The organism is Koromonas soli, assembly GCF_059726265.1.
Genome location: NZ_AP040872.1, coordinates 854,911 through 879,036 on the forward strand (window position 1 = coordinate 854,911; position 24,126 = coordinate 879,036).

Annotated in this window: 20 protein-coding genes and 1 tRNA gene; 7 read left to right on the plus strand and 14 right to left on the minus strand. The window is 56.1% G+C overall.

Going from position 1 to position 24,126, the window contains the following annotated elements; all coding sequences use genetic code 11:
* Window positions 1-104 precede the first annotated feature (104 nt).
* The 6 genes from AC6IY8_RS03695 to AC6IY8_RS03720 all read right to left on the minus strand — a co-directional run bounded on the left by AC6IY8_RS03695 (window position 105) and on the right by AC6IY8_RS03720 (window position 8,885).
* Window positions 105-2,240, minus strand: coding sequence for a thioredoxin domain-containing protein (locus tag AC6IY8_RS03695; RefSeq protein WP_497777346.1), 2,136 nt, complete (start codon window positions 2,238-2,240; stop codon window positions 105-107).
* A 91-nt stretch (window positions 2,241-2,331) separates the two neighbouring features.
* The gene (gene dps / locus AC6IY8_RS03700; protein WP_497777347.1) at window positions 2,332-2,832 is read right to left on the minus strand and encodes a DNA starvation/stationary phase protection protein Dps; all 501 of its coding nucleotides are present in this window, start codon (window positions 2,830-2,832) and stop codon (window positions 2,332-2,334) included.
* Window positions 2,833-2,884: 52 nt separating this feature from the next.
* Window positions 2,885-3,901: a M20/M25/M40 family metallo-hydrolase gene (locus AC6IY8_RS03705; protein WP_497777348.1), complete on the minus strand. Its 1,017-nt coding sequence runs from the start codon at window positions 3,899-3,901 to the stop codon at window positions 2,885-2,887.
* 85 nt (window positions 3,902-3,986) lie between these two features.
* Complete coding sequence (locus AC6IY8_RS03710) at window positions 3,987-5,408, minus strand: DUF4382 domain-containing protein (RefSeq protein WP_497777349.1); 1,422 nt, start codon at window positions 5,406-5,408, stop codon at window positions 3,987-3,989.
* Window positions 5,409-5,732: 324 nt separating this feature from the next.
* Window positions 5,733-8,213 (minus strand): sodium-translocating pyrophosphatase, encoded by a 2,481-nt coding sequence (locus AC6IY8_RS03715; RefSeq protein WP_497777350.1) that lies wholly within the window; start codon window positions 8,211-8,213, stop codon window positions 5,733-5,735.
* A gap of 321 nt (window positions 8,214-8,534) precedes the next feature.
* Window positions 8,535-8,885, minus strand: a complete 351-nt coding sequence (locus tag AC6IY8_RS03720; RefSeq protein ID WP_497777351.1) for a hypothetical protein — start codon at window positions 8,883-8,885, stop codon at window positions 8,535-8,537.
* Between the two features lie 62 nt (window positions 8,886-8,947).
* Between AC6IY8_RS03720 and AC6IY8_RS03725 the strand changes: the two genes are divergently transcribed.
* Complete coding sequence (locus tag AC6IY8_RS03725; RefSeq protein ID WP_497777352.1) at window positions 8,948-9,856, plus strand: mechanosensitive ion channel family protein; 909 nt, start codon at window positions 8,948-8,950, stop codon at window positions 9,854-9,856.
* A 92-nt stretch (window positions 9,857-9,948) separates the two neighbouring features.
* Window positions 9,949-10,602, plus strand: coding sequence for a hypothetical protein (locus tag AC6IY8_RS03730; protein WP_497777353.1), 654 nt, complete (start codon window positions 9,949-9,951; stop codon window positions 10,600-10,602).
* A 63-nt stretch (window positions 10,603-10,665) separates the two neighbouring features.
* Here AC6IY8_RS03730 and AC6IY8_RS03735 read toward each other — a convergent pair whose 3' ends face one another.
* Both AC6IY8_RS03735 and AC6IY8_RS03740 read right to left on the minus strand, forming a co-directional pair.
* Complete coding sequence (locus AC6IY8_RS03735; protein ID WP_497777354.1) at window positions 10,666-10,935, minus strand: c-type cytochrome; 270 nt, start codon at window positions 10,933-10,935, stop codon at window positions 10,666-10,668.
* Window positions 10,936-11,183: 248 nt separating this feature from the next.
* Entirely contained in the window at window positions 11,184-11,783 is a 600-nt protein-coding gene (locus AC6IY8_RS03740) for a YciE/YciF ferroxidase family protein (protein ID WP_497777355.1), read from the minus strand.
* A 226-nt stretch (window positions 11,784-12,009) separates the two neighbouring features.
* Between AC6IY8_RS03740 and AC6IY8_RS03745 the strand changes: the two genes are divergently transcribed.
* The 3 genes from AC6IY8_RS03745 to AC6IY8_RS03755 are packed head-to-tail and all read left to right on the plus strand — an operon-like array spanning window position 12,010 to window position 16,760.
* Entirely contained in the window at window positions 12,010-14,811 is a 2,802-nt protein-coding gene (locus AC6IY8_RS03745) for an AMP-binding protein (RefSeq protein ID WP_497777356.1), read from the plus strand.
* 35 nt (window positions 14,812-14,846) lie between these two features.
* Entirely contained in the window at window positions 14,847-16,271 is a 1,425-nt protein-coding gene (locus tag AC6IY8_RS03750; protein WP_497777357.1) for an ArsB/NhaD family transporter, read from the plus strand.
* A 12-nt stretch (window positions 16,272-16,283) separates the two neighbouring features.
* On the plus strand, window positions 16,284-16,760 hold the full coding sequence (locus AC6IY8_RS03755) for a universal stress protein (protein WP_497777358.1): 477 nt from the start codon (window positions 16,284-16,286) through the stop codon (window positions 16,758-16,760).
* Here the strand turns inward: AC6IY8_RS03755 and xerA are convergent, their stop codons facing one another.
* Window positions 16,761-17,669: a site-specific tyrosine recombinase/integron integrase gene (gene xerA, locus AC6IY8_RS03760; protein ID WP_497777359.1), complete on the minus strand. Its 909-nt coding sequence runs from the start codon at window positions 17,667-17,669 to the stop codon at window positions 16,761-16,763.
* Window positions 17,666-18,661 (minus strand): tyrosine recombinase, encoded by a 996-nt coding sequence (locus AC6IY8_RS03765; RefSeq protein ID WP_497777360.1) that lies wholly within the window; start codon window positions 18,659-18,661, stop codon window positions 17,666-17,668. The genes xerA and AC6IY8_RS03765 overlap by 4 nt, the downstream gene beginning before the upstream one ends.
* A gap of 85 nt (window positions 18,662-18,746) precedes the next feature.
* Between AC6IY8_RS03765 and AC6IY8_RS03770 the strand changes: the two genes are divergently transcribed.
* A tRNA-Arg gene (locus AC6IY8_RS03770) sits at window positions 18,747-18,823 on the plus strand.
* A 247-nt stretch (window positions 18,824-19,070) separates the two neighbouring features.
* On the opposite strand, the gene AC6IY8_RS03775 is transcribed toward AC6IY8_RS03770, so the two are convergent.
* From AC6IY8_RS03775 to AC6IY8_RS03790, 4 genes are all read right to left on the minus strand, one after another.
* Complete coding sequence (locus tag AC6IY8_RS03775; RefSeq protein ID WP_497777361.1) at window positions 19,071-19,424, minus strand: response regulator; 354 nt, start codon at window positions 19,422-19,424, stop codon at window positions 19,071-19,073.
* Between the two features lie 103 nt (window positions 19,425-19,527).
* Window positions 19,528-20,019, minus strand: a complete 492-nt coding sequence (locus AC6IY8_RS03780; protein ID WP_497777362.1) for a hypothetical protein — start codon at window positions 20,017-20,019, stop codon at window positions 19,528-19,530.
* 22 nt (window positions 20,020-20,041) lie between these two features.
* Window positions 20,042-20,329 carry a hypothetical protein gene (locus AC6IY8_RS03785; RefSeq protein WP_497777363.1) on the minus strand — a complete coding sequence of 96 codons (288 nt, stop codon included), beginning with the start codon at window positions 20,327-20,329 and terminating at the stop codon, window positions 20,042-20,044.
* 175 nt (window positions 20,330-20,504) lie between these two features.
* Window positions 20,505-22,571: a S46 family peptidase gene (locus tag AC6IY8_RS03790; RefSeq protein ID WP_497777364.1), complete on the minus strand. Its 2,067-nt coding sequence runs from the start codon at window positions 22,569-22,571 to the stop codon at window positions 20,505-20,507.
* A gap of 378 nt (window positions 22,572-22,949) precedes the next feature.
* Here AC6IY8_RS03790 and AC6IY8_RS03795 point away from each other — a divergent pair, with 378 nt between their 5' ends.
* On the plus strand, window positions 22,950-24,089 hold the full coding sequence (locus AC6IY8_RS03795) for a citrate synthase (protein WP_497777365.1): 1,140 nt from the start codon (window positions 22,950-22,952) through the stop codon (window positions 24,087-24,089).
* Window positions 24,090-24,126: the final 37 nt, after the last annotated feature.

Below are 24,126 nucleotides of genomic sequence, written 5' to 3' on the forward strand. Positions count from 1 at the left end.
TAGCGCGAAGCTGCGCTGCTGGTCTATGGATCAACGAAAATCGGATCAACGAAAATCGTCCACATACGAGTTAGGAGCAACCCCATCGACGTGAGCGAATAAGTTCATGAGATGTGCTGCCGCTGTGTGAGTGCATTTGCCAGCGCGGTTCGCAAGTCATTTGGGTCGCGTATGGGCGGTTGGCAGGTGAATCCACTGCACAACAGAGCTACAGCTCCCGAGTCTATTCCCGGAACCGCCGCGATCATCTCGCTGAGTGCATCAGGCAAATGCTCGTTGAGTTTTGCCGGGTCTTTTACGCGGAGCACTATTTTGTTTAAGGCAAATGGGGCGAGCGCCTCCGCATAGAGTGCATCCGCCTGGGCGCCTTCACCCACGACAATCACCTGCGTGTGTGCTCGCGACATCCACACCGCTGCGACACCGTAGGTTCCGGCATGTATTCCGAACTGCCCCGCCACCCCCGCAAATACCTCCAGCGTTTCTTTCGCGTGCCGATGCAAGCTCTCATCCTGGCTCAAAGCATGCAGTCGCAATAGCGCTATCGCTGCGGCGGAGTTTCCCGCGGGAGTGGGCGAATCCTGGAATGGTTTTCGACGGGTATTCAGAGCCCCAATCGTTTCTGCGTTCGAAACGTCCAGGTCGAAGAATCCGCCTTCCTTCGTATCGTAGAAACCTGCCAATATGTGAGCTGTGATATCTTCCGCCCTCTTGAAGTACTTCAGATCGCTCGTGGACTCGTATGCGTCGAGACAGGCCAGGGTCGTGAATGCATAATCGTCGAGCACGCCTGTCGGACGTTGAGCACCGCCATCTTCTGCATAGGCGATCACGTGCAGCAATCCCGACTCTGGTTTATAGGCCTCTGCGAGAAGGCGTTCGAGCGAACGCAGTGAAAACTTCTCTTCATCCTTATCGCCGAGCGCTCGCGAAGCTTGCAGGGCGGCTGAAATGCACAGTGCGTTCCAGTTCGTGTACAGCGTGCGATCAATATATGGAGTAGGCCGCTGAAGCCGCGCTGCGTACATCTTCTCTTTCGCCGTAGCGAGCAGGGTTGTCGTTTCTGCTAGTGTGCGATTCTGCTCCTGCGCAATCTGCTCAATCGAGTCACGAACCCACAGCACGTTCTTCATGGGATTGTGGTGCATCTCCCCCTGCGGGCCAAGGTCGTAGTGAGCAGCGGCGACCGCGAGTTCATCCGCGCTCAACACGGCGCGAGCTTCATCTAGTGTCCACGTAAAGTAATCGCCATCATCCTCGAGGTTGATGTCGGCATCCTGTGATCCGTAATATCCGCCACGTTCGCGGTCGCTCAGCCACTCCCTCATCCAGCGCAGGATGTCGCGAGCCACATCGGCAAAGAATGGATTGCCTGTCGCTTGCCACGCGTGAACGTAGTTCTTCAGCAGCTCGGAATTGTCGTATGCCATCTTTTCGAAATGCGGGACGCACCAGCGTTCGTCCACCGAGTATCGGTGAAAGCCTCCCGCTAGCTGGTCATACACTCCGCCGCGAGCCATATTCTCTAACGTGAGATTGATAACTCGACCCACCTGCTCTTCGCCGGTGCGCGCATACCAGTCCGTGAGCAGATCCATTACCGGAGGATGCGAGAATTTCGGTGCATTACTGAATCCGCCGTGCTCACGATCAAATGCGCCGAGTGCCGCCTGCACCATCTCCTCTACGATGTGTGGCGAGAATTCTCCTCGATGGCCTTGCATACCTTCCGCGTGCATCAGGGCATGCATCAGGCCATCGCTCTCGCTCTCCACTTCCTCACGCCGTTCTTTGAATGCCTGTGCAATGGCCAGCAGCACGCGCTGGAAGCTCGGCCGCCCATAACCATCGACGGGAGGGAAGTAGGTCCCGCCGAAGAATGGTTTACCTTCGGGGGTTAGAAAGACTGTCAGCGGCCAGCCACCCTGTCCTGTCATCGCCGCAACTGCTGTTTGATATCTCGCGTCCACATCGGGGCGCTCGTCGCGGTCAACTTTGACTGGCACAAAATATTCGTTCAGGATGTTCGCGATCTCGGCAGACTCGTAAGACTCGCGATCCATCACGTGGCACCAGTGGCACCACACTGCGCCTATATCCAGCAGCACTGGTTTATCTTCAGCCTTTGCTCGCGCAAAAGCCACGGCGCCCCATTCGTTCCATCTCGTGGGCTGGTGGCTGGCAGATCGGAGGTAAGCGGAGGAGGCTTTAACGAGAGCGTTGGACTGGCTCGTGCTCATGCCGACAAGTGTAACGCGAAGCGCGTCGTCCCGTGCTCGACGCCAACAAAAGAGGCCCGGATCAGCTCCGGGCCTCTTGTGCTGAGTCGATTTAAGCTTCGATGTGGCTCTCCAGGAAGTAGAGGTCCTGGTCAGCTTGTCGCACGATTTCGGTAAACAAGTCTGCAGTAGCCTCGTCCCCCAGATCGTCTGCCTGATCGATTGCCTTGCGTGCGAGATTAGAGTACTTCGCCAGCACTGAGGAAAGGGCGCGAAGATGTTCTTCGCCCTTCACGGCGTTCAAATCATATTCTGGAAGGGAAGAATTCTTCGCCGCAATGCGCGCCGTGCCCAGGGCAACACCGCCAAGCGCGGTAGTCCGTTCGGCAATCAGGTCCACAAACTTTTCGGCATGCTCGGCAACTTCGTCAAAAAGGAGATGCAACTGGTAGAAATGGATTCCCTTTACGTTCCAGTGCGCTTGCTTCGTCTGCGTCGAAAGATCGAGTGAGTCAGCCAGACGGGCATTCAGCAGTTCAATCAGCTTTTCTCGTATGTCTTCGCTAATGTCGATTTTCGTTTTGAAGAGGGGATGTTTCGTTGCGGTCGGCATAATGTTTGCTATTCCTCACTATGTTCGATGCGTGCCCCAAACGAAAGATTGTTCATCTCAGCAAAAACGAGCCCACCTGAACGTACAGCTCCACTGCATGCATCAGTTCCGCCTTGGAAATAAATTCCCGGTCCGTGTGCGCCACCAGGATTGAACCCGGTCCCAAGAGTACTGGCTTCCCCCAGGCCGTCAGCTTCGGAATATCGGTTGTGAAGGATGCCGTCATGGTTGGAATTTCGGGCACGGTGACGAAACGCATGTAGGGCAGATCCAGCACGAAAGCGACATCGGCCAGCGAACCGACAGCCGAAACGATCTGCTCACGTAATTTTTCCGAAGGCCCCACAAGCCGGTACAACAGTTGGGCTTTCGCAAAATCCGGAATAACGTTTGTCGCCCGCCCACCCTCGATAATGCCGATGTTCATCGTGCTCGGTCCAATCTCAGGATTGTGCGGCAACTCCATCGTGCGTAGCTTCTGCAAAGCATCGAGCAGTTTTTCGATCGCCGATTCGCCCAATTCCGGATAGGCCGAATGCGCCATGCGTCCATGCGCAGTGACTTCCACGCGCAGCGCACCTTTGGAAGCGAGTGCGATGCAGCTCTCCGTGGGTTCTCCGTTCACCAAGAACTTTGAGCCGCGTTGGTTTTCATTGGCCACTGTCGCGCCAAGCGAGTCACGTTCCTCTCCGACGACAAAAAGCATTCCGGCCGAAGCTCCACTTTTCCCCAACTGCTCACAGGCGGCGACCTGTGCTGCGATGATTCCTTTTGCGTCGCACGCACCGCGGCCATAGATGTTCTTGTCGTCTTCAGAAGATGGAAGAAACGGCGGAACAGTATCCGTATGCGTCGAGAAGACCAGCGCGGGAGCGTCCACATTTGCAGGTTTTGCAAATACATTGAAGCGAGCGCCTTCCACCGGCATTCGTTCGACAACGTATCCAAGCTTTTCAAGATAGTCTGCAAGGAAGCTGGCGACAGCACCTTCGTTGCCGGTGATCGATTCAATGTCGATGAGTTGCCGTGTGAGCGCGACGGGATCCATAGCGAACAGAATAGCAGGCACCGCATTTCAGGCGAAACGCGTGCTCACCGCTCTGCTCACAAAGAAAAGGCCTGCCACAGGGGCAGGCCTGCTAGTTGGAACAGTTCTACTGGCAACCGCTGAATGCAAGCGTCTTTGCAGTGACCGTTCCGCCTGCCGCTACTGTCAGCGGAGTCGCTCCGTCCTGCTGCACCGAGGTCGTCAGTTCCGAAGGCGTGCACGTTGCCGTAGAGCCCGAACCTGGCTGGAACGCTAATGCATCCACCGAGTAGTTCACACTCGTGCCGGCGATCTGCGCGTAAGTCGCGCCGTTTGCCGTGTAAGCTCCGATGTACGGAAGGACTGCAGGTACTGCCATGGCGTAGGTCACGCAATCCGTGTTTGCCGCACAGGCGCTTCCGGTCGCGGTAATTGCCGAGAGCAGCGTAGTCTTGGCGTCAATTAGCGGAATTGTGACGTTCACGTTCGTTCCGCCAATCGGCATCTGCTGCAATGCGGAGAGGATCAGGTCCTCGCTGATCGCACCTGATGTGCTCGCCGTGGATGCCACACCCGACACCGCCCCAAGCTGCGTCGTCTGCGGATACATCGAGATCGCCCCCAGCGCAAAGCCTGGCTGAACTCCTGTCGTCACAGTCGCGGCATAGGTTGTCGTGGTAGCGCCGGAGGTCGTTTCCAGCATGGCAACGACGATGTAGGTTCCCGCCGGAACAGGGCAGAAGATGAAGTTTCCATTTCCGTCGGGAGTGGTCTGCATCACCATCCGATAGATGCCGCTTGCATCCGGAGCTTCGAGAGCCACAACGCTCTTTGAAGCGATGAGCGGAGTCTTGGTGGCCGCATCGACCAATTGGCCGGTGACGGACGTTGAACTCGTGCTGACCTCGCCAGCATGCAGCACGGGCTTCAGTCTGAAGTGCCCATTGCCTTGCACGACCATCGACGCGCACGCGTCGAAGTCGATGACCAGACCCTTGACCTGTCCGGGGTCAACCGTGAACTTCCCGCCCGCAATCTGGCCAGAAGGAATCTTGATGCCGGTTTGAGTCTCGCTCGAAAGGTCGAGTGCTGTGATGTGGCCGTTGTACACAACGCAGTTATTGGTACTGCCGCACTGGTTTCCAGACACCGTTGCCGAATCCGGCGCAAGCAACAGCCGAATCTGCTGATATGTACCTGCCTGTATCTGTGTGTTCGAGCCAAGTTGTGCCAGAATGCATCCGTTGCCGCCAAGCGCCAGCAGATCCACTTGCATCGGGGCCGATTTCAGCGCCGGCGTCAGATCAATCCATCCGCTGTCGCCCGGTTGCGCTGTTGCGCTCTGATGAATCTGCACGTCCGCAATGGTGACGTACACGTGTGTGTAGGGACCCGTAGGCGCAGCGCACGTTGGGGGATCGCTCAACGAAACATTGACGGTCGCCATCTGCGACGATGATGAAGAGCTCGAGCTACCGCAGCCTGCCAGCCAAAACGCCATGGCCATAGTTACTATAATGGCAAGGACAACGAACTTTCTTTGCTTCATGATTTCAAATTCCTCCAGGTGACCGGCGTATGTAAGTTGCATGCGGTTTTCCATTCCAGGAGGGTCACAGCACCTTCGTGTGAATCGTTGAAACTGGCTCGAATTCAGAAACTTACCTCCGGGCTGTTCAAGTCTTTTGTGCAATACTCTTGTCTTGATCGCCACACGATGAACAAAACTGCCCGGACTAAGTAAGTTTTACGGCATCTCTGACTTGCGCCTACAAAACACATCGGCAGTGTTGGTAACTAGTTTTAAAACACATTCAAAAAAGAAAGGGTCCCCTGCCGAGCAGGGAACCCGATTCTATCGCAATGAGCGAATCTACTCGCCCGAACGAACGATGCGCATTTTGTAGAAGCTCATCCAGACGAACAGCGCCGAAACGAAAAGGAATCCGAGTGCCAGAACGTGCGTCAGCATCGAACTCTTTACCGTAAGGGTCACCGCCAACTGCACGGCCAGAAGGCCGAAGAGCGTGGTGAACTTGATGACCGGGTTCATGGCCACCGAAGAAGTGTCCTTGAACGGGTCGCCAACCGTGTCGCCCACGACTGTTGCGTCGTGCAGCGGAGTGCCTTTGGCCTTTAGTTCCGTCTCCACAATCTTCTTTGCGTTGTCCCAGGCTCCGCCGGCGTTCGCCATGAAAATCGCCTGGTACAGGCCGAAGATTGCGATCGAGAACAGATACCCGATGAAGAAGAACGGCTCCATGAACGCGAATGCGAGCGTGGCGAAGAATACTGCCAGGAAGATGTTGAACATGCCCTTCTGCGCGTACTGCGTGCAGATCTCAACGACCTTCTTGGAATCCTCGACGCTGGCCTTTTCCACGCCTTCGAGCTTGATATTGTCCTTGATGAACTCCACCGCGCGGTAGGCACCCGTGGAAACCGCCTGTGTAGCTGCGCCTGTGAACCAATAGATCATGGCTCCGCCAGTGATCAGGCCGAGCACAAAGGGCGCGTGCAGCAGCGATAGCCGGTCGGTATTCTGCGTGAGCCCATTTGTCAGGCCCATGATGATCGAGAAGATCATCGTTGTCGCGCCCACCACGGCAGTTCCGATGAGCACTGGCTTGGCCGTTGCCTTGAACGTATTGCCCGCGCCGTCGTTCTCTTCCAGCAGGTCCTTGGCACGCTCAAAGTTCACATCAATGCCGTACTTCGATTTAATCTCCGATTCGACATTAGGAACCTGTTCGATGAGCGAAAGCTCATACACCGACTGAGCGTTGTCCGTTACCGGGCCGTAGGAGTCCACGGCAATCGTGACCGGGCCCATACCGAGGAAGCCGAACGCCACTAGGCCAAAGGCGAACACTGCCGGTACCAGCATCAGATTTGCGAGTCCGTGCAGGCTGACGTAGTAGGCAACCGACATCAAGCCAACCATTGTGAGTCCAAGCCAGTAGGCGGAGAAGTTTCCGGCCACGAAACCGGAGAGGATGTTCAGCGAGGCTCCGCCTTCACGGGAAGAGGTCACCACCTCGCGCACATGTCCGCTCGAGGTCGAGGTGAACACCTTGACCAGCTCTGGAATGACGGCTCCAGCCAGGGTTCCGCAGCTGATGATGGAGGCCAATTTCCACCACAGGGTAGAGTCGCCTCCGAGAGTGGGGATCATAAGGTAGCTGACGATGTATGTCAGCACAATGGAAATGATCGAGGTTAGCCACACCAGTGAGGTCAGCGGCGCTTCGAAATCCATGTGGTCGCTGTTGCCGTACTTCGCCTTTGCAAGCGCATTGTTCAGGAAGTACGATCCGGCGCTGGCCACCAGCATCATCACGCGCATTACGAAGATCCAGACCAGCAGCTGAACCTGAACTGTGGCATCGTGAACACCCAGCAGGATGAACGTGATCAACGCCACGCCGGTTACGCCGTAGGTCTCGAAGCCGTCGGCGGAAGGTCCAACCGAGTCGCCCGCGTTGTCGCCCGTGCAGTCGGCAATCACGCCAGGGTTGCGAGCGTCGTCTTCTTTGATCTTGAAGACGATCTTCATCAGGTCGGAGCCGATGTCGGCAATCTTCGTGAAGATGCCGCCCGCAATACGCAGAGCCGCCGCGCCGAGCGATTCGCCAATTGCGAAGCCGATGAAGCAAGGACCAGCGTAGTCGCCTGGGATGAACAGCAGAATACAGAGCATGATCAGCAACTCGACGCTGATCAGCATCATGCCGATGCTCATGCCGGCCTTCAGCGGAATGTCATAAACCGGGAAGGGCTTGCCGCGCAGCCCGGCGAATGCCGTACGGGAGTTCGCAAACGTGTTGACGCGAATGCCGAACCAGGCCACACCATAGCTGCCGGCGATTCCGACAAGGCTGAATGCCAGAATGATCGGCAGGGTAATCGCAACCGATTTGCCCGGAACCGGGGCCAGCCAGCCAAAGTAAGTCGCGATGATGACTGCGATGAAGGCCCAGAGTACCAGGATGAACTTGCCCTGGGTGATCAGATAAGTCTTGCAGGTCTCGTAAATCAGCTCCGAGATTTCGAGCATGGCACGGTGAACCGGCAGCTTCTTCAAGTGCGTGTAGATCGCCAATCCAAACAACAGCCCAAAGATGCTGAACAGAATGCCAATCAGCAGCAGCTTGTGCCCATCAATGGCACCGTTGAAGAAACTCACGCTGCTCAGGTCGGGAAGCCTCAGTGCTGCTTCGCCGCCGACCGGCTCGGCAAGGGCTGCAATGGAAGTGAAAAGGGTAAGGGCCACCAGCGAAATGCCGCGACGAAGCGAAATCTTTTTGCTCATCCGGCCCAGGGAGTTCAGGCTCTGCGAGAGCCACACATTCATATCTTCCTCCGAAATAAAACTCGTTACGGGTTGTAACTGCAGTTCATATTCAGCCGTGCGCAGAACGCAGAACATCGGTGCGGCCGGGGCCACACTCAAATACGTTTCCGGTCACGACTGACCCGAAACGCGCTTCCACTTCAAGGGAATTTGAGGCTTGGCCGCGTTGGGTGTCACAGGAGCCGCTTGCGAGACGCTCCAATTTCCGGCAAGTTTTCCACAACGTACAGCTACTCACCGGGAATCGAAGGTTTATACCACGTTGGGGAGCACAGATTCAATGACATACCACACGCTCGGAGGCCAGATTGGTGAGTCCCTCTACTGTGCCCGCATGTTGTTTTTGATCTGTCGCGCCAGTTTTTCCATCTCCTCGGCCTTGCGAACGACCTCCAAGGACAGCACATCCTCACCCGCTTTGTCCACATAGGCCTTCAGCTCCGTCGCCAGGTCCAGCAGCTTCTGAGAGTCGCGTTTCATGTCTGAAGCGCGCTTTGAAAGCTGCTGCTTCTGCATCTTTCGATGCATTTCGAGCTCCTGCTGAGTCTCACCGGGGATCTCGCCAGGTCGTGCAATGGGAGGCTGTTGCGACGGAATGCGCTGGGCGGGTACGGACAAACTCATAGACGACGCAAAAATGACAAGAATGATGAGCATTCGGGCGCGAGACATGAGATCGAACCTCAAGATTTTGAAAGACGTGCAGATTATAGAATGTTTATAATCCGCCAATCGTGAACTCTCCCCAGCTATCGCACAACTGGCACGAAGTTTTCCGGTTTAACAATTGGTACGGCGACCTCTTCATTCTTGTCCACGACAAGCTGCCGAAGATTCTGGTCACCATTCTCATTGCAATCGTACTCATCCGTGTCCTGAATCTGGTCAGCCGAAGACTGGCCCGTGTCAATCAGGCGCATCTGGTCACATCCGCGGTTCGCATTCAGCAGCTTCATACGATTTCATCCATCATCCGCAGTGTCGGGCTGGCTGCAATCCTTTTCTTCACCGTGGTCACCATACTGTTTGATCTTGGGATTCATGTGGAGCCGTTGCTGGCCAGCGCTGGGATCGCGGGCGTCGCCGTCGGCTTTGGGGCGCAAACACTGGTACACGATGTCCTGAACGGATTTTTCATCCTTGTCGAGAACTGGTTTGACGTGGGCGATGTGGTCAAGATCGGAAACTTCCAGGGCTCGGTCGAGATGATGACTCTGCGCCGAGTTGTGCTGCGCGATGCGGATGGTTCCGTGCACACGATTCCGAACTCCAACATCACCACCGTCACCAACATGACGCGCGATTGGACCCAGGTCGCGATGCATGTCGCGGTGGACTACAAAGAAAACAGCGACCGGATCATAGATCTCCTGCAGCAGGTCGGGGCCGACGTCCGCAATGATCCCCGGTTTGTTGACGCAATTGTCGCTGACCCGGTCGTGCCCGGCATCGATCGCATGACAGGCAACGAGGTTGATTACCTGATGCTCGTCAAGACCCGTCCTGGTCAGCAGTACGCCGTAAGCCGCGAGCTGCGTCGCAGGATCAAGGACTGCTTTGAACGCAACAGTGTGCAGCCGGGTGGCCAGCATCGATTCTTCGTCCTCGATTCGAGTACGCCTGATTCAAAACGGCCGGCTTAATTGCCGCCTGGAAGGAAAATCAGAGAACCTGGCCCTCTCGCGCTTGGCAATAGCATCTCTCTGCTCGCCTTGCTGCATCCCAGATAGTTGTCATGTGGCAATCCATCCTTCTTAGCATCACTTTTGGTGTTCTGATCGTAGCTGGCTGGTACTGGGCCTTCACCCACCTCAACCGCCGCCGCGCGGTCGGTGTTTTGCGTTGGATTGAGACTGCCATCATCTCCCATGGCCAGATCAGCGGAGTGGAATGGATCACCCCGTCTCACTTCCGGGCGAGGCTCCGTTTGTCCGGTTGCGGATTCCGCCAGCCCTCGCTGGACGCACAATTTGCACCGCGTGAGATGCCGGTTCGATGGGCTCTGTGGCGATGGCGTCGCCGTCAGGAAACACTGACTTTCGAAGCTAATCTAACCTGCCCGCCGCGCCAGAGCGTTGAGATTGGACGTACCCGCTGGACGGGATTGACCCGGCGCTGGACCCGCAATACCGCCGAGTGGCCCACGCATCCCGTGGCTTCTCTGTTCATATCGACCCAACCGGAGTGGGAGCCGGAAATCACCAGCCGCATGACAACCGTGGTCTCCAGCCGCGAGTTTGAGTTCCTGGCCGTCTCTTTCCGTCCGCGCTCGCCACATTTTTCTGTGACGCTCTCGCTTCAGGAGACGATGAAGCACCCCAACGGCGAACTCGCCATTTTCGATAGCCTTCGCGAACTGGCGGAGGGCTCTCCAACCTCGCGCATGTGATTTGGCACAAATAGAAAGCCGATGCCCGGAGGCATCGGCTTCTTCATTCCAATTCCTGAAAGTTTACTTCAAGAACGCGGCGATTGCCTTCGCCTGCTCTTCGGTCACACCGGCAACACCCTTGGTGTGAGGAGCCTTCGCCAAGCCGCCCTTGGTGACGACGTCAGCAACATTGGCCTTGCCCTTGATGGCCGGAGCCGACTTGCCTTCGCCCGCCGCGCCATGGCACATCGCGCACTTCGTCTTATAGATAGCCGCGCCGTCTTCAGCAGCGAACGCAGCGGTGGACATAATCATCGCCAGAGCAGCCAGAACAATAGTAAAACGCTTCATGGAACAGGATCTCCTGTGAGTTATAGATACAACAGTGACATCTCCTAAAAAGTACATATGAGATGGAGACATCATCAGCCGGGTGAGTTCCTTTTTGAGCAACTCACCCGGGGAAACATTCTATCGCCCGCGAGGAGATATTCCACAAAAAACATTCCTCGCAGGCGCTTTTGTGCCTCAGCCGTATCTTTACGCCACCTTTTCTAGAGCGGCGCTAATAGATTCCGTTCCAACTCAGCGGTGACCGATCAAGCAGCCTTCCGCTTTCGCGATCCCTTCTTCACGATCCGCGGACCCGGGCGTTCGTGGTCTTGAGCACGAGAGCTCGAAGCTTCCTGGGTTTCTTCCTGCTCTTCTTCTTCCTCCATGCCCAAGTTTTCTGGCTTCACCTTTTCGGCGAGCGTCTGCATCTTCTTCAGCGTCTGTTCTTCTTCTTTCAGGTTTTGCGCTAGCAGGCGCGCTACTTTTGTGTGCTTCATCGATTCCGCAAGCCGAATTAGCGATTCGTATGCTGAGATCTCATAGCGTTCCACCTTAATTGCGGCAGCCACGTTGAATGTGTCGAGAATGTCCGGTGACGGGTCTTCTTCTTTCATGTTGTCGTGCTCTTCCCGAAGTCCCTTGATGCCGGCGCATTCGGTATCTTCCTGCTCTTCTTCGAGCAGCTCAAAACATTGTTGCAGGCGCTCGATCTGCCCTTCTGTCTGCTTGTGGTGAGCCGTGAATGCCGCTTCCAGGGAAGAATTGCTGCTCTCATCGCTCTGTTCGGATAAGGCTTCCAGAATATTTTGCTCCGCGTCCAGCATGTCGCTCAGCTCGTGCAAGAACAGTTCGTGTGCGGTTTGCATTGGGTACAAGCTCCTTTTTCTTGTCGGATGCGCCTTGGCTGCGAGGTGTCCGTTGAAATCGGAAGCTGAAGGTGCGAGAGCGAGGGAGCTTCTGGCGTTTGTCACAGACGCTTGCTGTGGCACAATGTCCGATGCACGACCGCAAATGCACAGGTGCACTGCGGCTATCGCAAAACACTGTAGCAGGCGAGCATTCGCGGCTGTATCCTGTCGTAGAGAGATCTTTATGTTTTACAACTGCTTCCTCGAGTCCGTGGAGCGTTGGCCAACGGCACCCGCAGTGGAGATTCAGCGGCAAGCCGGCACAGCAACGCCAAAGTCCTCCTTATCGACCATCACCACCGTTGCAGATGGCCACACCATCGAGAGCTTCACATATCAGCAGCTCCGCCATTTTTCAGATGGTGTAGGGCAGTGGCTCGTACGCAATGGAATCGGCGGCGGCATGCCGGGAGGTGCGCGTTGCGCTATCCTCGCCTTTAATAGTCCGAGTTGGGTCGCGACCTATCTGGGCATCATCGCCAGCGGAAATACTGCGGTTCCGCTTGACACAGCATTCACCGCGCACCAGGTTCGCAAACTCCTTGACGACTCTGGGAGCTCGCTGCTTTTTGTGGATGAGCGCAGCTACCCGGTCGCCATCGAAGCAGTGAAGGACAGCAATATCCAGCTCGCGATGGTCGATGCGCCGCGCGAAGGCCTGCCGTTTGTGCAGGACATGGTGCTCTCATCCGAGCCGGGTTTTCAGCCTGTCGAACTGAAACCCGACGATGTATCGGCCATCATCTACACCTCCGGCACCACGAGCGATCCCAAGGGAGTGATGCTCACCGACGGCAATCTTACGGCTGAGTTGGAGATTGTGCGCAAGTTCATAGCGCTCTCGCCTGCCGACGGATTGCTTGGCGTTTTGCCGCTGTTTCACGTGCTCGCGCAGATGGTCAACATCTTCCTTCCTCTCGGCAACGGCGGCAAGGTCGTGTTCCTCGATTCGCTCAATACACAGGAACTCATGCTCGCTTTACGTGAGCGTGGCATCACGATCTTTTGCTGCGTTCCGCAGTTCTTCTATCTAATTCACGAGCGCATCTTTGGCGAAGTGTCCAAGAAGGGTCGCGTTGCTGAACGCGTCTTCGGTCTCATGCTCAAGGCAAGCTCCGCGTCGCAGAAGATCGGCTTCAATCTTGGCAAGGTTCTATTCAAGAAAGTTCACGCGCAGCTTGGTCCTAACATTCGCTTCTTTGTGACGGGCGGCTCGCGCTTCGACGCGCAGATTGGCCGCGACATTCACGCGCTCGGCTTCGAGATGCTCCAGGCTTACGGCCTCACCGAAACTACCAGCGGATGCTTCTGCACTCCTCCAGATGACAACGTAATCGGCTCGATTGGACGCCCGTTGCCAGGGCTGAAAGCAAAACTGGCGGACACGAAGATCGATGAGAACGGACAGATGGTCGGCGAAATCGCCTTGGCAGGCCCGACCATGATGAAGGGTTACTACAAGCGTCCCGAGGCCACGGCAGAAGTGTTTCGTGACGGGTGGTTCCACACCGGCGATCTCGCGTACATGGATGAAAAGGGGAATTACTTCATCACGGGACGCGCCAAGGATGTCATCGTCCTTAGCTCCGGCAAGAATATTTATCCCGAAGAGATCGAGAGCTACTACCTGCGTTCACCGTGGATCAAGGAGATCTGCGTTCTCGGCCTTGAAAACCGAAAGCCAGGTGAACCGCTCAGCGAGCGCCTGCACGGTGTGATCGTGCCTAACTTCGAAGTGCTTCGCGAGCATAAGATCGTGAATATTCGCGAAGTGATTCGCTATGACGTCGATGGCATCTCGGCTACGCTGCCCGCAACGAAGCGCATCCTGTCATACGACATCTGGCAGGACGATCTGCCGCGCACGACAACCCGCAAACTGCGTCGCAACGAAATCGAGAAGAAGCTTCTCGCAATGTACGCCAGCGGCAAGGTTGAGGAGATCACGGCCAAGGAGCGCACCTTTACCGATGACGACCGCGCATGGCTCGCATCGCCCGACGTGCAGCGAGCTTTGGCCATCATCGCTGAGTCAGGCAAAAAAGATCAGAACAAGGAAATTCACCCCGACGACAGCCTGGAACTTGATCTAGGGCTCGATTCGATGGAGCGCGTCGAGTTGCTGGTTGATCTCGCGCAACGCCTTGGCGCAGAAGTTGAAGATTCAGCGGCCAGCGAAGTGTACACGGTTCGCGAACTCGTCGATCTCGTTCTCGCGCACACAGGCAAAGAAGCGCGCGAAGCTCCGGGCTGGAGTTCGGTCTTCGAGGTTGAGACCACGGATCCCGAGGTGCTCGCCATTACGCAGAAGCGCCCAATCGTTGGCTTCTTCTGGTGGCTGTTTGGCAAGTTAGTGAAGTGGGCCTCACACGTACTCTTCAAACTTCGTGTCGAGGGCATGGAGAATCTGCCGGAGGGTCCGTGCATCGTTTGCCCGAACCACTCCAGCTATCTCGATGCTCCAATCCTTACAGCGGCGCTCCCGTGGAAAGCGTTCCACAATGTTTTCTACGTGGGCACTAGCGAAATTTTCGGCACGGGTTCCATGCGAAAGTTTGCGCAGTTCCTGCACCTGATTCCGGTCGATCCCGACTCGAATCTTGTTCCGGCAATGCGCGCGGGAGCTTATGGTTTGCGCGCCGGGAAGATTCTCGTAATGTATCCCGAAGGCGAGCGCTCGATCGAAGGACCTCCGAAGAAGTTCAAAAAGGGCGCGGCGATTCTGTCGCGGCATCTCAATGTTCCTATTGTGCCTGTTGCAGAATACGGATTTCATGCTTGTTGGCCACGAGGCAAAGGCTTCCAGGGTTTCCATCCTCTACGCATTCGAGTAGGAAAGCCCATCTATCCAGATATGAACGAAAAGCCCGAGCAGGCGTATGAACGCATGACTGAAGAGCTTCGATCGCATGTCGTGGAAATGTGGGATGCCTTGGATGAAGAGAAGAATCCCAAGCCGAAGAAGCCCGAACTGACTCACGCTTAGTTCTCTGGCCTGCATTCACATTCGATTTTTTGTGAATGCAGGCCACAGCGTTTTCGGCACTTGTAAATAAGAACCTGCATCAGCCTGTTCGTTCCCATGAACACAAGGCCTGGACGAGCCAGCAGGCTAGTCAGATTCTGAAAGGCAAGCTCTTGTTTTTGTATTTTCCTCTGCCTGAGTTCTGGAGAACTCTTCTCACATCCATCGTTGGAGTCCTCACACTCGTTGGCATCATGACTCGTCCTTTCCGCTGGAATGAGGCGCGAATCGCGATGGGAGGTGCGGCGGTCCTACTCATTCTCGGCCTTATCCGCCCTTCGGATGCGGGGATGACGCTGGTTCGCGACTGGAACACGTTTCTCTTTTTTCTGGGGATGATGGGAATCTCCGCAATGGCAGAGGCTGCCGGACTGTTTGACTGGCTCGCGGTTCAGGCAGCACGCTTGGCTGGGAAGAGCGCATCGCGATTGTTCCTGAATGTATTCCTGCTCGGAACTTTCATTACGATGATCTTCTCCAACGACGCAACGGCGCTCATTCTCACGCCAGTGGTCTATGTTCTCGCAACCCGTTTGCGACTGCCGGTTCTTCCATATCTGTTTGCGTGCACCTTCATTGCGGATACCGCTTCTTTCCTGTTGCCCATCAGCAATCCGATCAACATCATTGTGATGTCGCGGTACCCGCTCGGTCTTGCAACTTTCTTGCGCCTGCTGTTGTTGCCGAGCGTTGTGGTGATCGTTATTAACTACTGTGTGTTCTACTTCATGTACCGCAAGCAACTGCATGGTCACTTCGAACTCTCGCACCTCCCTACATCAGAGAAGGCGGTCAAGCACAAATCATATTTTCGATACACGCTCTGGGTATTGGCCTTCGTTGCACCGGCTTACGTTGTCGCATCGGCTTTTCAATTTCCGTTGTCGGTCGTAGCCGTATCCGGTGCGCTGTTGCTGCTTGCGGGCGCGCTCTTCTGGAAGCGCACGACCATGGTCGAGGCGGCAAAAGCAATCTCCTGGTCCATCTTCGGATTCATCGCGGGCATGTTCATCGTGGTTCGCGCCGTCGAAGACACGGGACTCACGGCAAAGTTGGGCAGCTACTTGCTTTATCTCTCGCGAGGCACAACTCTGGGAGCAGTCGTTGTAGGAACATTCGGTTCGGCACTTGGAACAAATCTCATCAACAACGTCCCGATGGCCGTCGTGATGAATTCTTCGCTGGCCAGTGTGCAGCACGCCGCACCTGCTATCCGCAATGGTTTTGTAGCAGCTACAATCTTCGGCTGCGACCTGGGTCCGAACCTGACAACCGTGGGTTCGCTCGCTACAATCCTATGGCTTCTCATTTTGAGGCAGAGAAATGTAGATGTGTCAGGATTGGATTACTTCAAAGTGGGAGTGGTAGTCACGCCGCTGATGTTGTTGGCCGGTGCAGTCACAATCTGGTTGTTGCTGTAGCAGGAGGCGAACATGCGAGTTCTCGCGTGTCTGGATGGAACGAACGCCGAACGGATCAGCGATGCAATAAAGATGTTGTTTGCAAACCAGGCGCCGACGATCGCGCTGCTTACAGTGATCGATACAGGTCCGCGCCATGAGATCGACCTTGTGCGCGAGCGTTTCCTCCGGCATCCAGGGCCGATTACACAAGAGATGGTCGCTGCCGAGACGGCTTCAGCGCAGGAGACGCTCGAGATAGGGAAATCGATCGTGAGCAATGCTGAGACATTGCTGCGCCAGGGACGACCGGAACTCGAGATTGTCAACACTGCGGCGCGATGGAATGCCGATCTAATTCTTATCGGGGCGCGCTCGGAGTACGGGGAGCCGCGGCACATCGGGCCGAAGTCTATCGGGCATGTAGCGCGATTTGTTCTCGATCATGCGCCTTGTCCCGTGCTGCTGGCGCGTCCACTTGCACGAGAACAATTTCCGATCAGTCGCTAACTACTTTGCGCGCGGATGCGTTTTGTCGTACACGTCGAGTACCTGTTTTGTCGTGAGCTGTGTGTAGCGTTGGGTGGTCGAGAGCCGCGCATGACCAAGAAGCTCCTGTATTGCGCGCAAGTCGGCACCTTCCTCGAGCATGTGCGTGCCAAAAGCGTGTCGCAGAGTGTGCGGATGCACTTCGCGCGGGAGTCCGCGCGCGACCGCGATGGCTTTCACGATCCGACCTACACTGCGCGTCGTCAATCGTGTTCCGCGGACGTTGGTGAGCAAAGCGGTTTCTCCCGTGCGCTGGTGTTCTTCGAGTACTCGCGCACGAGGAGGCAGGTAGTCTCGAAGCGCGATCTGTGCGGAGTCGCCGAAGGGAACGATTCGTTGCTTGCGGCCTTTGCCTCTGACGAGAATCACTCCCTGGCGAAGATGAATATCATCAATGTTTATGCCGGTGAGCTCGCTATTACGAATTCCGCAGCCGTAGAGTAGTTCGAGGATCAGCCGGTCGCGTTCGGGGAAGGAAGCTTCCTCGGGCATTGAAGTGTCGAGGACCGCATTCATCTCTTCCATGGTCGGAACCCGTGGCAGTTTCTTCGGTAGCTTTGGGGCTGCGACGAGCAGGGCAGGATTCGATTCGATCATTCGTTCGCGCCCCATCCACTTAAAAAATGATCGAATGGATGACAGCGCCCGTGCTACGGAAGATTTGCTCAGGCCACGCTCATACAACTGTGACAGGAAAGCACGGATGAGAAGGTGATCGAGTTGTTTCAGTTCCTCGGGGCCGACGAAAAGTACGAATTCGGAGAGATCCGTTCGATAAGCTTTGATCGTGTGCGTCGACGCGTTACGTTGCGCAAGAGCGCGTAAATAGGCTTCGAGCGCGATGGCTGCCGGAGTTTCCGCCGCGTTCATTTCTGCTCCTTGCGATTGGTGCGAGCACGTGCACGTGGATGATGCGCGGCATACACCTGCTGCAGACGATCGAGTGCGACATGCGTGTACACCTGCGTCGTGGAGATGTCGGCATGTCCAAGCACGGTCTGCACTGTGCGAAGGTCGGCACCATGCGAAACCATATGTGTCGCAGCCGAGTGGCGCATCATGTGAGGAGATGCATGTCGGCCCGCGGCTTTCGATGCTTCATCGACAATCATCCATATACGCTCGCGCGTGAGTTTGTGTCCGCCTCGCGCCAGGAATAGTTCTGTCGCGTGCTTGCGCCCAGCAAGCAGAGGCCGCGCATTTTGAAGGTAGGTTCGCAGCGCGTCCTGTGCCGGAGCGCCTATGGGAACGATTCGCTCTTTGTCTCCCTTGCCGCGCACGAGGAGATAACCAAGATCGAGTTTTGTGTCTTCTACTCGGACGTTCACGACTTCACTCACGCGTATGGCGGCGGCATACATCACTTCGAGAATGGCGCGATCTCGTATGGCAAGCGCTTTCGCTAGAGGAGACTGTGCTGCGGCAAGTTCGCGCTGCCGCGGGCTTTCGACGAGGGCAGTGACTTCTTCTTCGGAAAGCGCTTTGGGGAGAACCTTCCATTGCTTGGGGCTGTCGATGTCGAGCGTTGGGTCGTGCGCGATCAACTTGTCGAGCAGCAGGTAGCGATAGAACTGACGCAATGCTGAGAGCTTGCGCGCACTGGAACGCGCATCCATGCCGTGCGCGAGGAGATGCAGCAACCACTCTTTGACGTCTTCGCGTTGCGCCGAAAGTACTGTCTTTTCGCGCTTCCGCACAAACTCTGACCAGAGCGCGAGGTCGCCGTTGTAAGACTTAATCGTCAACGGGGCGAGTCCTTTCTCGACTCGCAGGTAAACGGCGAAGCTGCTTATAGCGCGGTCTTGAGCAGTGGTGGCCACAGGTAGAGTATGACGGTTTCCTGCTCGGGAGGGTGGTGTCATCCTTGGTTCCAGGCGCTTGGGGCAGGGCTGCAGAATCAGCGGGCGTGCATAACTCATCTGCTCAGGTATAATGACATCTGCGCGTGCGCCCGTAGCTCAGCTGGATAGAGCGAACGCCTCCGAAGCGTTAGGTCGTGAGTTCGAATCTCGCCGGGCGCACCATTTTCCTTTCCTAATCTCTTATTTGAGTCCATTCCATTTTCGACAATATGGTGAGGCGGTCGTGTGCGTGGGAGTTACTGGGGCGAGTGTGCGTCCGTACATTTACCTGCTGGTTAACCTCTGCCCGGGTTTGTTGTACAGGTGGTGAATGACGCGGAGATTTTGGCGTGTGAAATGGAAAAGGCCCGCACCGGAGGTTAGTCGGGTGCGGACCTGCAGCTCCCTCCAAAGGGGAGCGGGGCGGCTGTTATTCGATTCGGGCGAGAAGATCTTTGGGATGGACGGGTTTGGCCAACAACTCAAAATCGTATCCTTGTTCGCGCACGTTCTTGAGAAGATCGACGGTCACCGCATTGCCGGAGAATAGAAGTACTTTGCACGAAGGATAGCGCTGGCGGATGAGGATGGCCATCTCGATTCCGGACATGCCAGGCATGCACACATCGCTGATGACAAGATCAGGGCAATCCTGTGATAAGGCTTCGAGCGCATCGGCTGCGTTATGGTAGGCAGTCGCAATGTAGCCTGACTGGCGAAGGATGATCGCCAGCGTGTTGGCAATGTTTTCTTCATCGTCGACAACGAATATTCTTTTTGACATTCTTCACGTTTCTCTAAGATTCACCAACAACGATTGCAATCAGTAAAAGCTAAGAACCAGCAGTGCGGATGACGTTCATGGAATCACAACAGAGTTGAATGGACTATGCGGCGGCATAGGCGAAAGAACCTGTTGCGAGATTAATTTCAATGTGTTCCTGATGGGGGTCGTCCTTGATGGTGTCGAGACATTCGATGAGTCGCCCCATTTCGACGGAAAGATCGGAACTGATGGATAGGGCGAGAAAACGGATTAGCCTGTCAGTCTGGGCTCCAACGGGATACTTTTCGTTTTCGATTCGTGAGACGTGTTCTTTGGTGAGGCCCAGTTTCTTGCCGAACTGTTCGCCTGTGCATCCGATGTGTTTGCGAAGGAAGCGAATTTCTTTCCCGGTGAGTTGCGAGGGTTTGAAGACAAGGGCCGATGCGATTACCTGCATCAGGTTGTTGAGTTTGGAAAGCACCGGGCTGAGGTTTCCGCAGGAATCGCAGCGGAGCAACTCAGCTCCGTGGAGAGTGACGTTGTTGAGTCCGCTCTCGACGAATAGATAATCTCCGCGAAAGATATCCGCTTGTTCACCACATCCACAACGCATTTCGTTCCTGCCTTTCAACTGCTCAGGCAATGCTGAGGATCAGTACACATTCGAATTCTACAAAAGCGAAGATGACTGTCAGTTCCTTCTCGTCGGCAGTCTTGCCGGTAACGCGAAAACGGGGCCGCTCAACGGAAGTCTCGAGGCTCGGAACCAAGTCAACGGAGCCGTTGCGCAGTACGTGCAACACGTCGCTGAGGGTGATGTGCAGTTGCCGTAGCCGCAGCCAGGCACTTGGCTCGAATCGGTATCGGTCTTCGTCAAGACAGGCACGTAGCGAATGTTTATTGAAATCCGTGCCGGTACTCATTGTTGATAAATTATCAATTTAGGATTGAAGTCTGTCCAGTGCTTCTGAATCTTTTCTTGTGGCACAAAAGCGCCAAAATGCGACTTTTTGGGCGACAAAGGCTAAAAACTTTTGGCGGGAACGGAAGGATTGCCCACCCTGAAGCTCGCGGCGCGAGTCAGGGTGGGCGTTGCAGTTATTTCGTGGAGGGGATGAGTTCGTCGGCGAGCGGTGCGGCGTTATAGATCTTGCGCAGAGACTCGATCACTGCGCGAGAGTCGGTGATGACGCTGCGTCCGATTTCCTCTTCGTACTGGAAGTTCCAAGGTAGGGATTGGATGTTGCCATCGAAGAGGATGCCAATGATCTGGCCCTTGGTGTTGACGACGGGTGAGCCGGAGTTTCCGCCGATGCTGTCTCCGGTGTTTACGGTGTCGAGGACAGTGTTGAGGTCGAGCTTGTCCTTGGCACGGTGATAGCTCTCGGGGAGAACGTAAGGCGGCTTGGCTCCGTGAGCGGCTTCGTGCTCGAAGGCTCCGGCGAAGGTGGTGAAGTAGGGTATCTTCTTGCCATCCTCAACGTAGCCTTTCACCGCGCCGTAACTGAGCCGCAGGGTGCCCGTCGCATCGGGCGCAACGTTGGTGCCGTAGAGTTCGAAGCGCGCTTTGGCGATGAGCGCACCATTTCGGCGGACGACGGAGTCCACGTGATCTTCGAGGTCCTTGCGGGTGGCGCGGGTGACGGAATCGATCTGCTTGAGAAGAACAATCATGGGGTCGGCGGCCGCATTGATGGCGACCTTGCCGCCTTTATAGAGCTCGTTGCGGAACTTCGGGTCGTCGAGGTGAGAGCCGTTTATGAGTTCGGCGGCGCGGTCGGCTGGAGTCTTGCCGGCCAAAACCGTTTTAACGAAATCGTTGTCGGCTCCGAGGTTCTCCTGAAGATTCTGGAGAGCGACGGTGACCTGGCGAATTTCCAACGGGCGCGACAGCGGAGCGGTCGAGGCCAGAGAGGTTTCGATGGTCGGAATGTTCTGGTCCTGATAGCCGCGCAGCCGCTGGTCGCTCGGCTTGGCAAGCTCGTCGGAGAGGCGAACGAGGGTGCGCGCGTAGTTGGCGAACATGCCGGGAATGGCGGTGTCGCTTTGCCAGTTAAGGCGAGTGAAGTTTTCGCGTTGCCACTTCATGGCGTCGGCGATCTCGGTCCAAGCTGAGGCATAGGGCTTCAGTTTAGAGTCGGCGGCAACGGCCTGGCGGAGCTTCTCTTCTTCTGCCTTCTTCTTGGCCATGGTGGCGGCATTGGTGAGGCCGGAGTTGTAGCCGGTGATGGCTTTGTAGCTGTTCTGCGCGCCGAAGAGGACGCGCTCGGCGGCGCGGGCATTCTCGGGAGATTCGGCGGAGAAGGCAAGCAGGGTATCGATGGTCTGCTTGAGCTGCTTCATGCGCGCCGGATAGCTGACGTCACGAAGGAAGGCAAGCTGCGCCTGAGTGAGAAGACGTCCGGTGGAGCCAGGGTGTCCGGAGATGAAAACGAGGTCGCCTTCCTTTACGCCGGAGGTGGTGAAGGGCAAGTAGTTGTCCACGTGGATAGGCTTGCCGTTTTCGTACACGCGGAAGAAGGTGATGTCGAGGTCGTAGCGCGGATAGGTGAAGTTGTCTGGATCTCCGCCGAAGAAGGCTGCGTCGAACTCGGGTGCCATGACAAGGCGGACGTCAGTGTACTTCTTGTACTTGTAGAGGTGATAGAGACCGCCGGAGTAGAGCGTGACGGTTTCGCAACGGATATTGTGGGCCGGGTCGGAGCACTCCTTCTCAAGGCGCGACATAGTGGCGCGCTGGGCGGCTCCGGCCTGGGCGTCGGTCATGTCGGGCTTGGCGGCCTGATGGACTTCGCTGGTGATGTTGCGGATGTCGAGAAGATTCTGGACCTCGATGCCGGGGCAGCGTGGCTCCTGCTCGCGGGAGGGAGCATAGAAGCCGTTCTTGATGTAGTCGCGATCATTGGTGGAGAGATTGTGGACGCATCCGGCGCCGACGTGGTGGTTGGTAAAGACGAGGCCGTCGGGCGAAACGAAGCTGGCAGAGGCTCCCATGCGAACACTGGAGAGACGAAGGTGATCGAGGAAGGGCTGGGTCACGGTGACCTTGTAACGGGATTTCACCTTAGCAGCGGGGAAGGCGTTGTAGAGCCACATGCCTTCATCGGCGAAAGCGGCGGTGGAAAGAAGAATAAGGATCAGCGGTAGTGCGAAACGCTTGAACATGCGAAAGAGTCGAGCTCCTGTGTGGGAAATTTTGGATGTTTTCAGGGCAAAAGCATGGTACGTCTGAGGGGTGAGGTGAGGCAAACGTTGGGGGCGGCGGAGAGGGTAGGGGGCCCTCGCTGCGCTCGGGATGGCGGTGAAGTTTTTGTGCGGTTGGGGTGAGAACGAGGAGCTCGGCAGAATCATCTAAGAAACGTGTATAGTTGGACGAAATTGGGAAGGTTAGGTAAGAAAGCTTATGTAATAAGACGTCGTTCGAGAGGCTTTGATCATCTATCGTTTGTGGGGAACTATCGATGGTTGATGACCGGTGTTCCCAGGCAGGAGCATCGGACGGTTACTCCGCTGTATTTATTACCTGAGTGCTGAGAGGGGCAGATGTCCACGACTACTACGCAAAACCGGGGTCTCGAAGATGTCATTGCAGGTACTTCGTCAATTTGCTACATCGATGGCGAGAATGGAGTCCTAGCCTATCGCGGAATCGACATTCATGAACTCGCCGACTATGCCACGTTTGAAGAAGTTACGTACCTGCTATGGCACGGTAAGTTGCCAACACGGTCGCAATTGGCGGAGTTCAGTCTGCAACTGGCACGGGAACGCAAGCTGGATGCGCAGATCATAAGCTTGCTGAGGCAGGCTCCTCGACATGCGCTGCCGATGGACGTGTTGCGCTCGACGGTGAGCTCGCTGTCGTATTTCGATCCCGAAGAGACGGTCAACACGAAAGAGGCGAACTACCACAAGTCGATGCGCCTGGTGTCGCAGATTGCGATGATCGTGGCGGCCTATGACAGGATTCGCAAAGGACTGCCGCTGATTGAGCCGGACCGCTCGCTGTCGCACGCAGGGAATTTTCTGCTGATGCTGACCGGGCAGAGGCCGAGCGAAACGGCGATTCGGGCGCTGGATATTTCGCTGATCCTGAGCGCAGACCATGAGTGGAATGCTTCGACCTTCGCAGCACGCGTGACGGCGGCGACGCTGAGCGATATGCATTCGGCGGTCACGTCGGCGATCGGCGCACTGAAGGGACCGCTGCATGGCGGCGCGAACGAAGCAGTCTTCAAACTGCTGATGGAGATTGACCAGAACGGCGCAGACCCGGTGGATTACATCAAAGGCATGCTGGCACAGAAGGCGAAGGTTCCGGGCTTCGGCCACCGCGTGTACACGACGGAAGATCCGAGGGCGACGCACCTGCGTCGGATGTCGCGCGATCTGGGATACTCGAGCGGACAGACTAAGTGGTTTGAGTATTCGCGAGCGATCGAAGAGTTCATCAACTCGGACAAGCATCTGAACGCGAACGTGGATTTCTATTCGGCCTCGACGTATCACACGCTGGGAATCGATGTGGACCTGTTTACGCCGCTGTTTGCGGTTTCGCGCATCTCGGGGTGGACGGCGCACGTGATGGAGCAGTTGGCGGATAACCGACTGATTCGTCCACGAGCGGAATACATCGGACCGGTGTACCCGGCGAAGTGGATTCCAATCGACGAGCGCGGGTAGGGACTAGAAGATCAGTAGCCCGGGTGTGCTGCTTGGC

What these genes read in the sequence shown, in the direction of transcription:
- AC6IY8_RS03695 (WP_497777346.1), bottom strand. Translation starts at nt 2,240, where the DNA reads ATGAGCACGAGCCAGTCCAACGCTCTCGTTAAAGCCTCCTCCGCTTAC.
- dps (WP_497777347.1), bottom strand. Translation starts at nt 2,832, where the DNA reads ATGCCGACCGCAACGAAACATCCCCTCTTCAAAACGAAAATCGACATT.
- AC6IY8_RS03710 (WP_497777349.1), bottom strand. Translation starts at nt 5,408, where the DNA reads ATGAAGCAAAGAAAGTTCGTTGTCCTTGCCATTATAGTAACTATGGCC.
- AC6IY8_RS03715 (WP_497777350.1), bottom strand. Translation starts at nt 8,213, where the DNA reads ATGAATGTGTGGCTCTCGCAGAGCCTGAACTCCCTGGGCCGGATGAGC.
- AC6IY8_RS03720 (WP_497777351.1), bottom strand. Translation starts at nt 8,885, where the DNA reads ATGTCTCGCGCCCGAATGCTCATCATTCTTGTCATTTTTGCGTCGTCT.
- AC6IY8_RS03730 (WP_497777353.1), top strand. Translation starts at nt 9,949, where the DNA reads ATGTGGCAATCCATCCTTCTTAGCATCACTTTTGGTGTTCTGATCGTA.
- AC6IY8_RS03735 (WP_497777354.1), bottom strand. Translation starts at nt 10,935, where the DNA reads ATGAAGCGTTTTACTATTGTTCTGGCTGCTCTGGCGATGATTATGTCC.
- AC6IY8_RS03740 (WP_497777355.1), bottom strand. Translation starts at nt 11,783, where the DNA reads ATGCAAACCGCACACGAACTGTTCTTGCACGAGCTGAGCGACATGCTG.
- AC6IY8_RS03745 (WP_497777356.1), top strand. Translation starts at nt 12,010, where the DNA reads ATGTTTTACAACTGCTTCCTCGAGTCCGTGGAGCGTTGGCCAACGGCA.
- AC6IY8_RS03750 (WP_497777357.1), top strand. Translation starts at nt 14,847, where the DNA reads ATGCAGGCCACAGCGTTTTCGGCACTTGTAAATAAGAACCTGCATCAG.
- AC6IY8_RS03755 (WP_497777358.1), top strand. Translation starts at nt 16,284, where the DNA reads ATGCGAGTTCTCGCGTGTCTGGATGGAACGAACGCCGAACGGATCAGC.
- xerA (WP_497777359.1), bottom strand. Translation starts at nt 17,669, where the DNA reads ATGAACGCGGCGGAAACTCCGGCAGCCATCGCGCTCGAAGCCTATTTA.
- AC6IY8_RS03765 (WP_497777360.1), bottom strand. Translation starts at nt 18,661, where the DNA reads ATGACACCACCCTCCCGAGCAGGAAACCGTCATACTCTACCTGTGGCC.
- AC6IY8_RS03775 (WP_497777361.1), bottom strand. Translation starts at nt 19,424, where the DNA reads ATGTCAAAAAGAATATTCGTTGTCGACGATGAAGAAAACATTGCCAAC.
- AC6IY8_RS03780 (WP_497777362.1), bottom strand. Translation starts at nt 20,019, where the DNA reads ATGCGTTGTGGATGTGGTGAACAAGCGGATATCTTTCGCGGAGATTAT.
- AC6IY8_RS03785 (WP_497777363.1), bottom strand. Translation starts at nt 20,329, where the DNA reads ATGAGTACCGGCACGGATTTCAATAAACATTCGCTACGTGCCTGTCTT.
- AC6IY8_RS03790 (WP_497777364.1), bottom strand. Translation starts at nt 22,571, where the DNA reads ATGTTCAAGCGTTTCGCACTACCGCTGATCCTTATTCTTCTTTCCACC.
- AC6IY8_RS03795 (WP_497777365.1), top strand. Translation starts at nt 22,950, where the DNA reads ATGTCCACGACTACTACGCAAAACCGGGGTCTCGAAGATGTCATTGCA.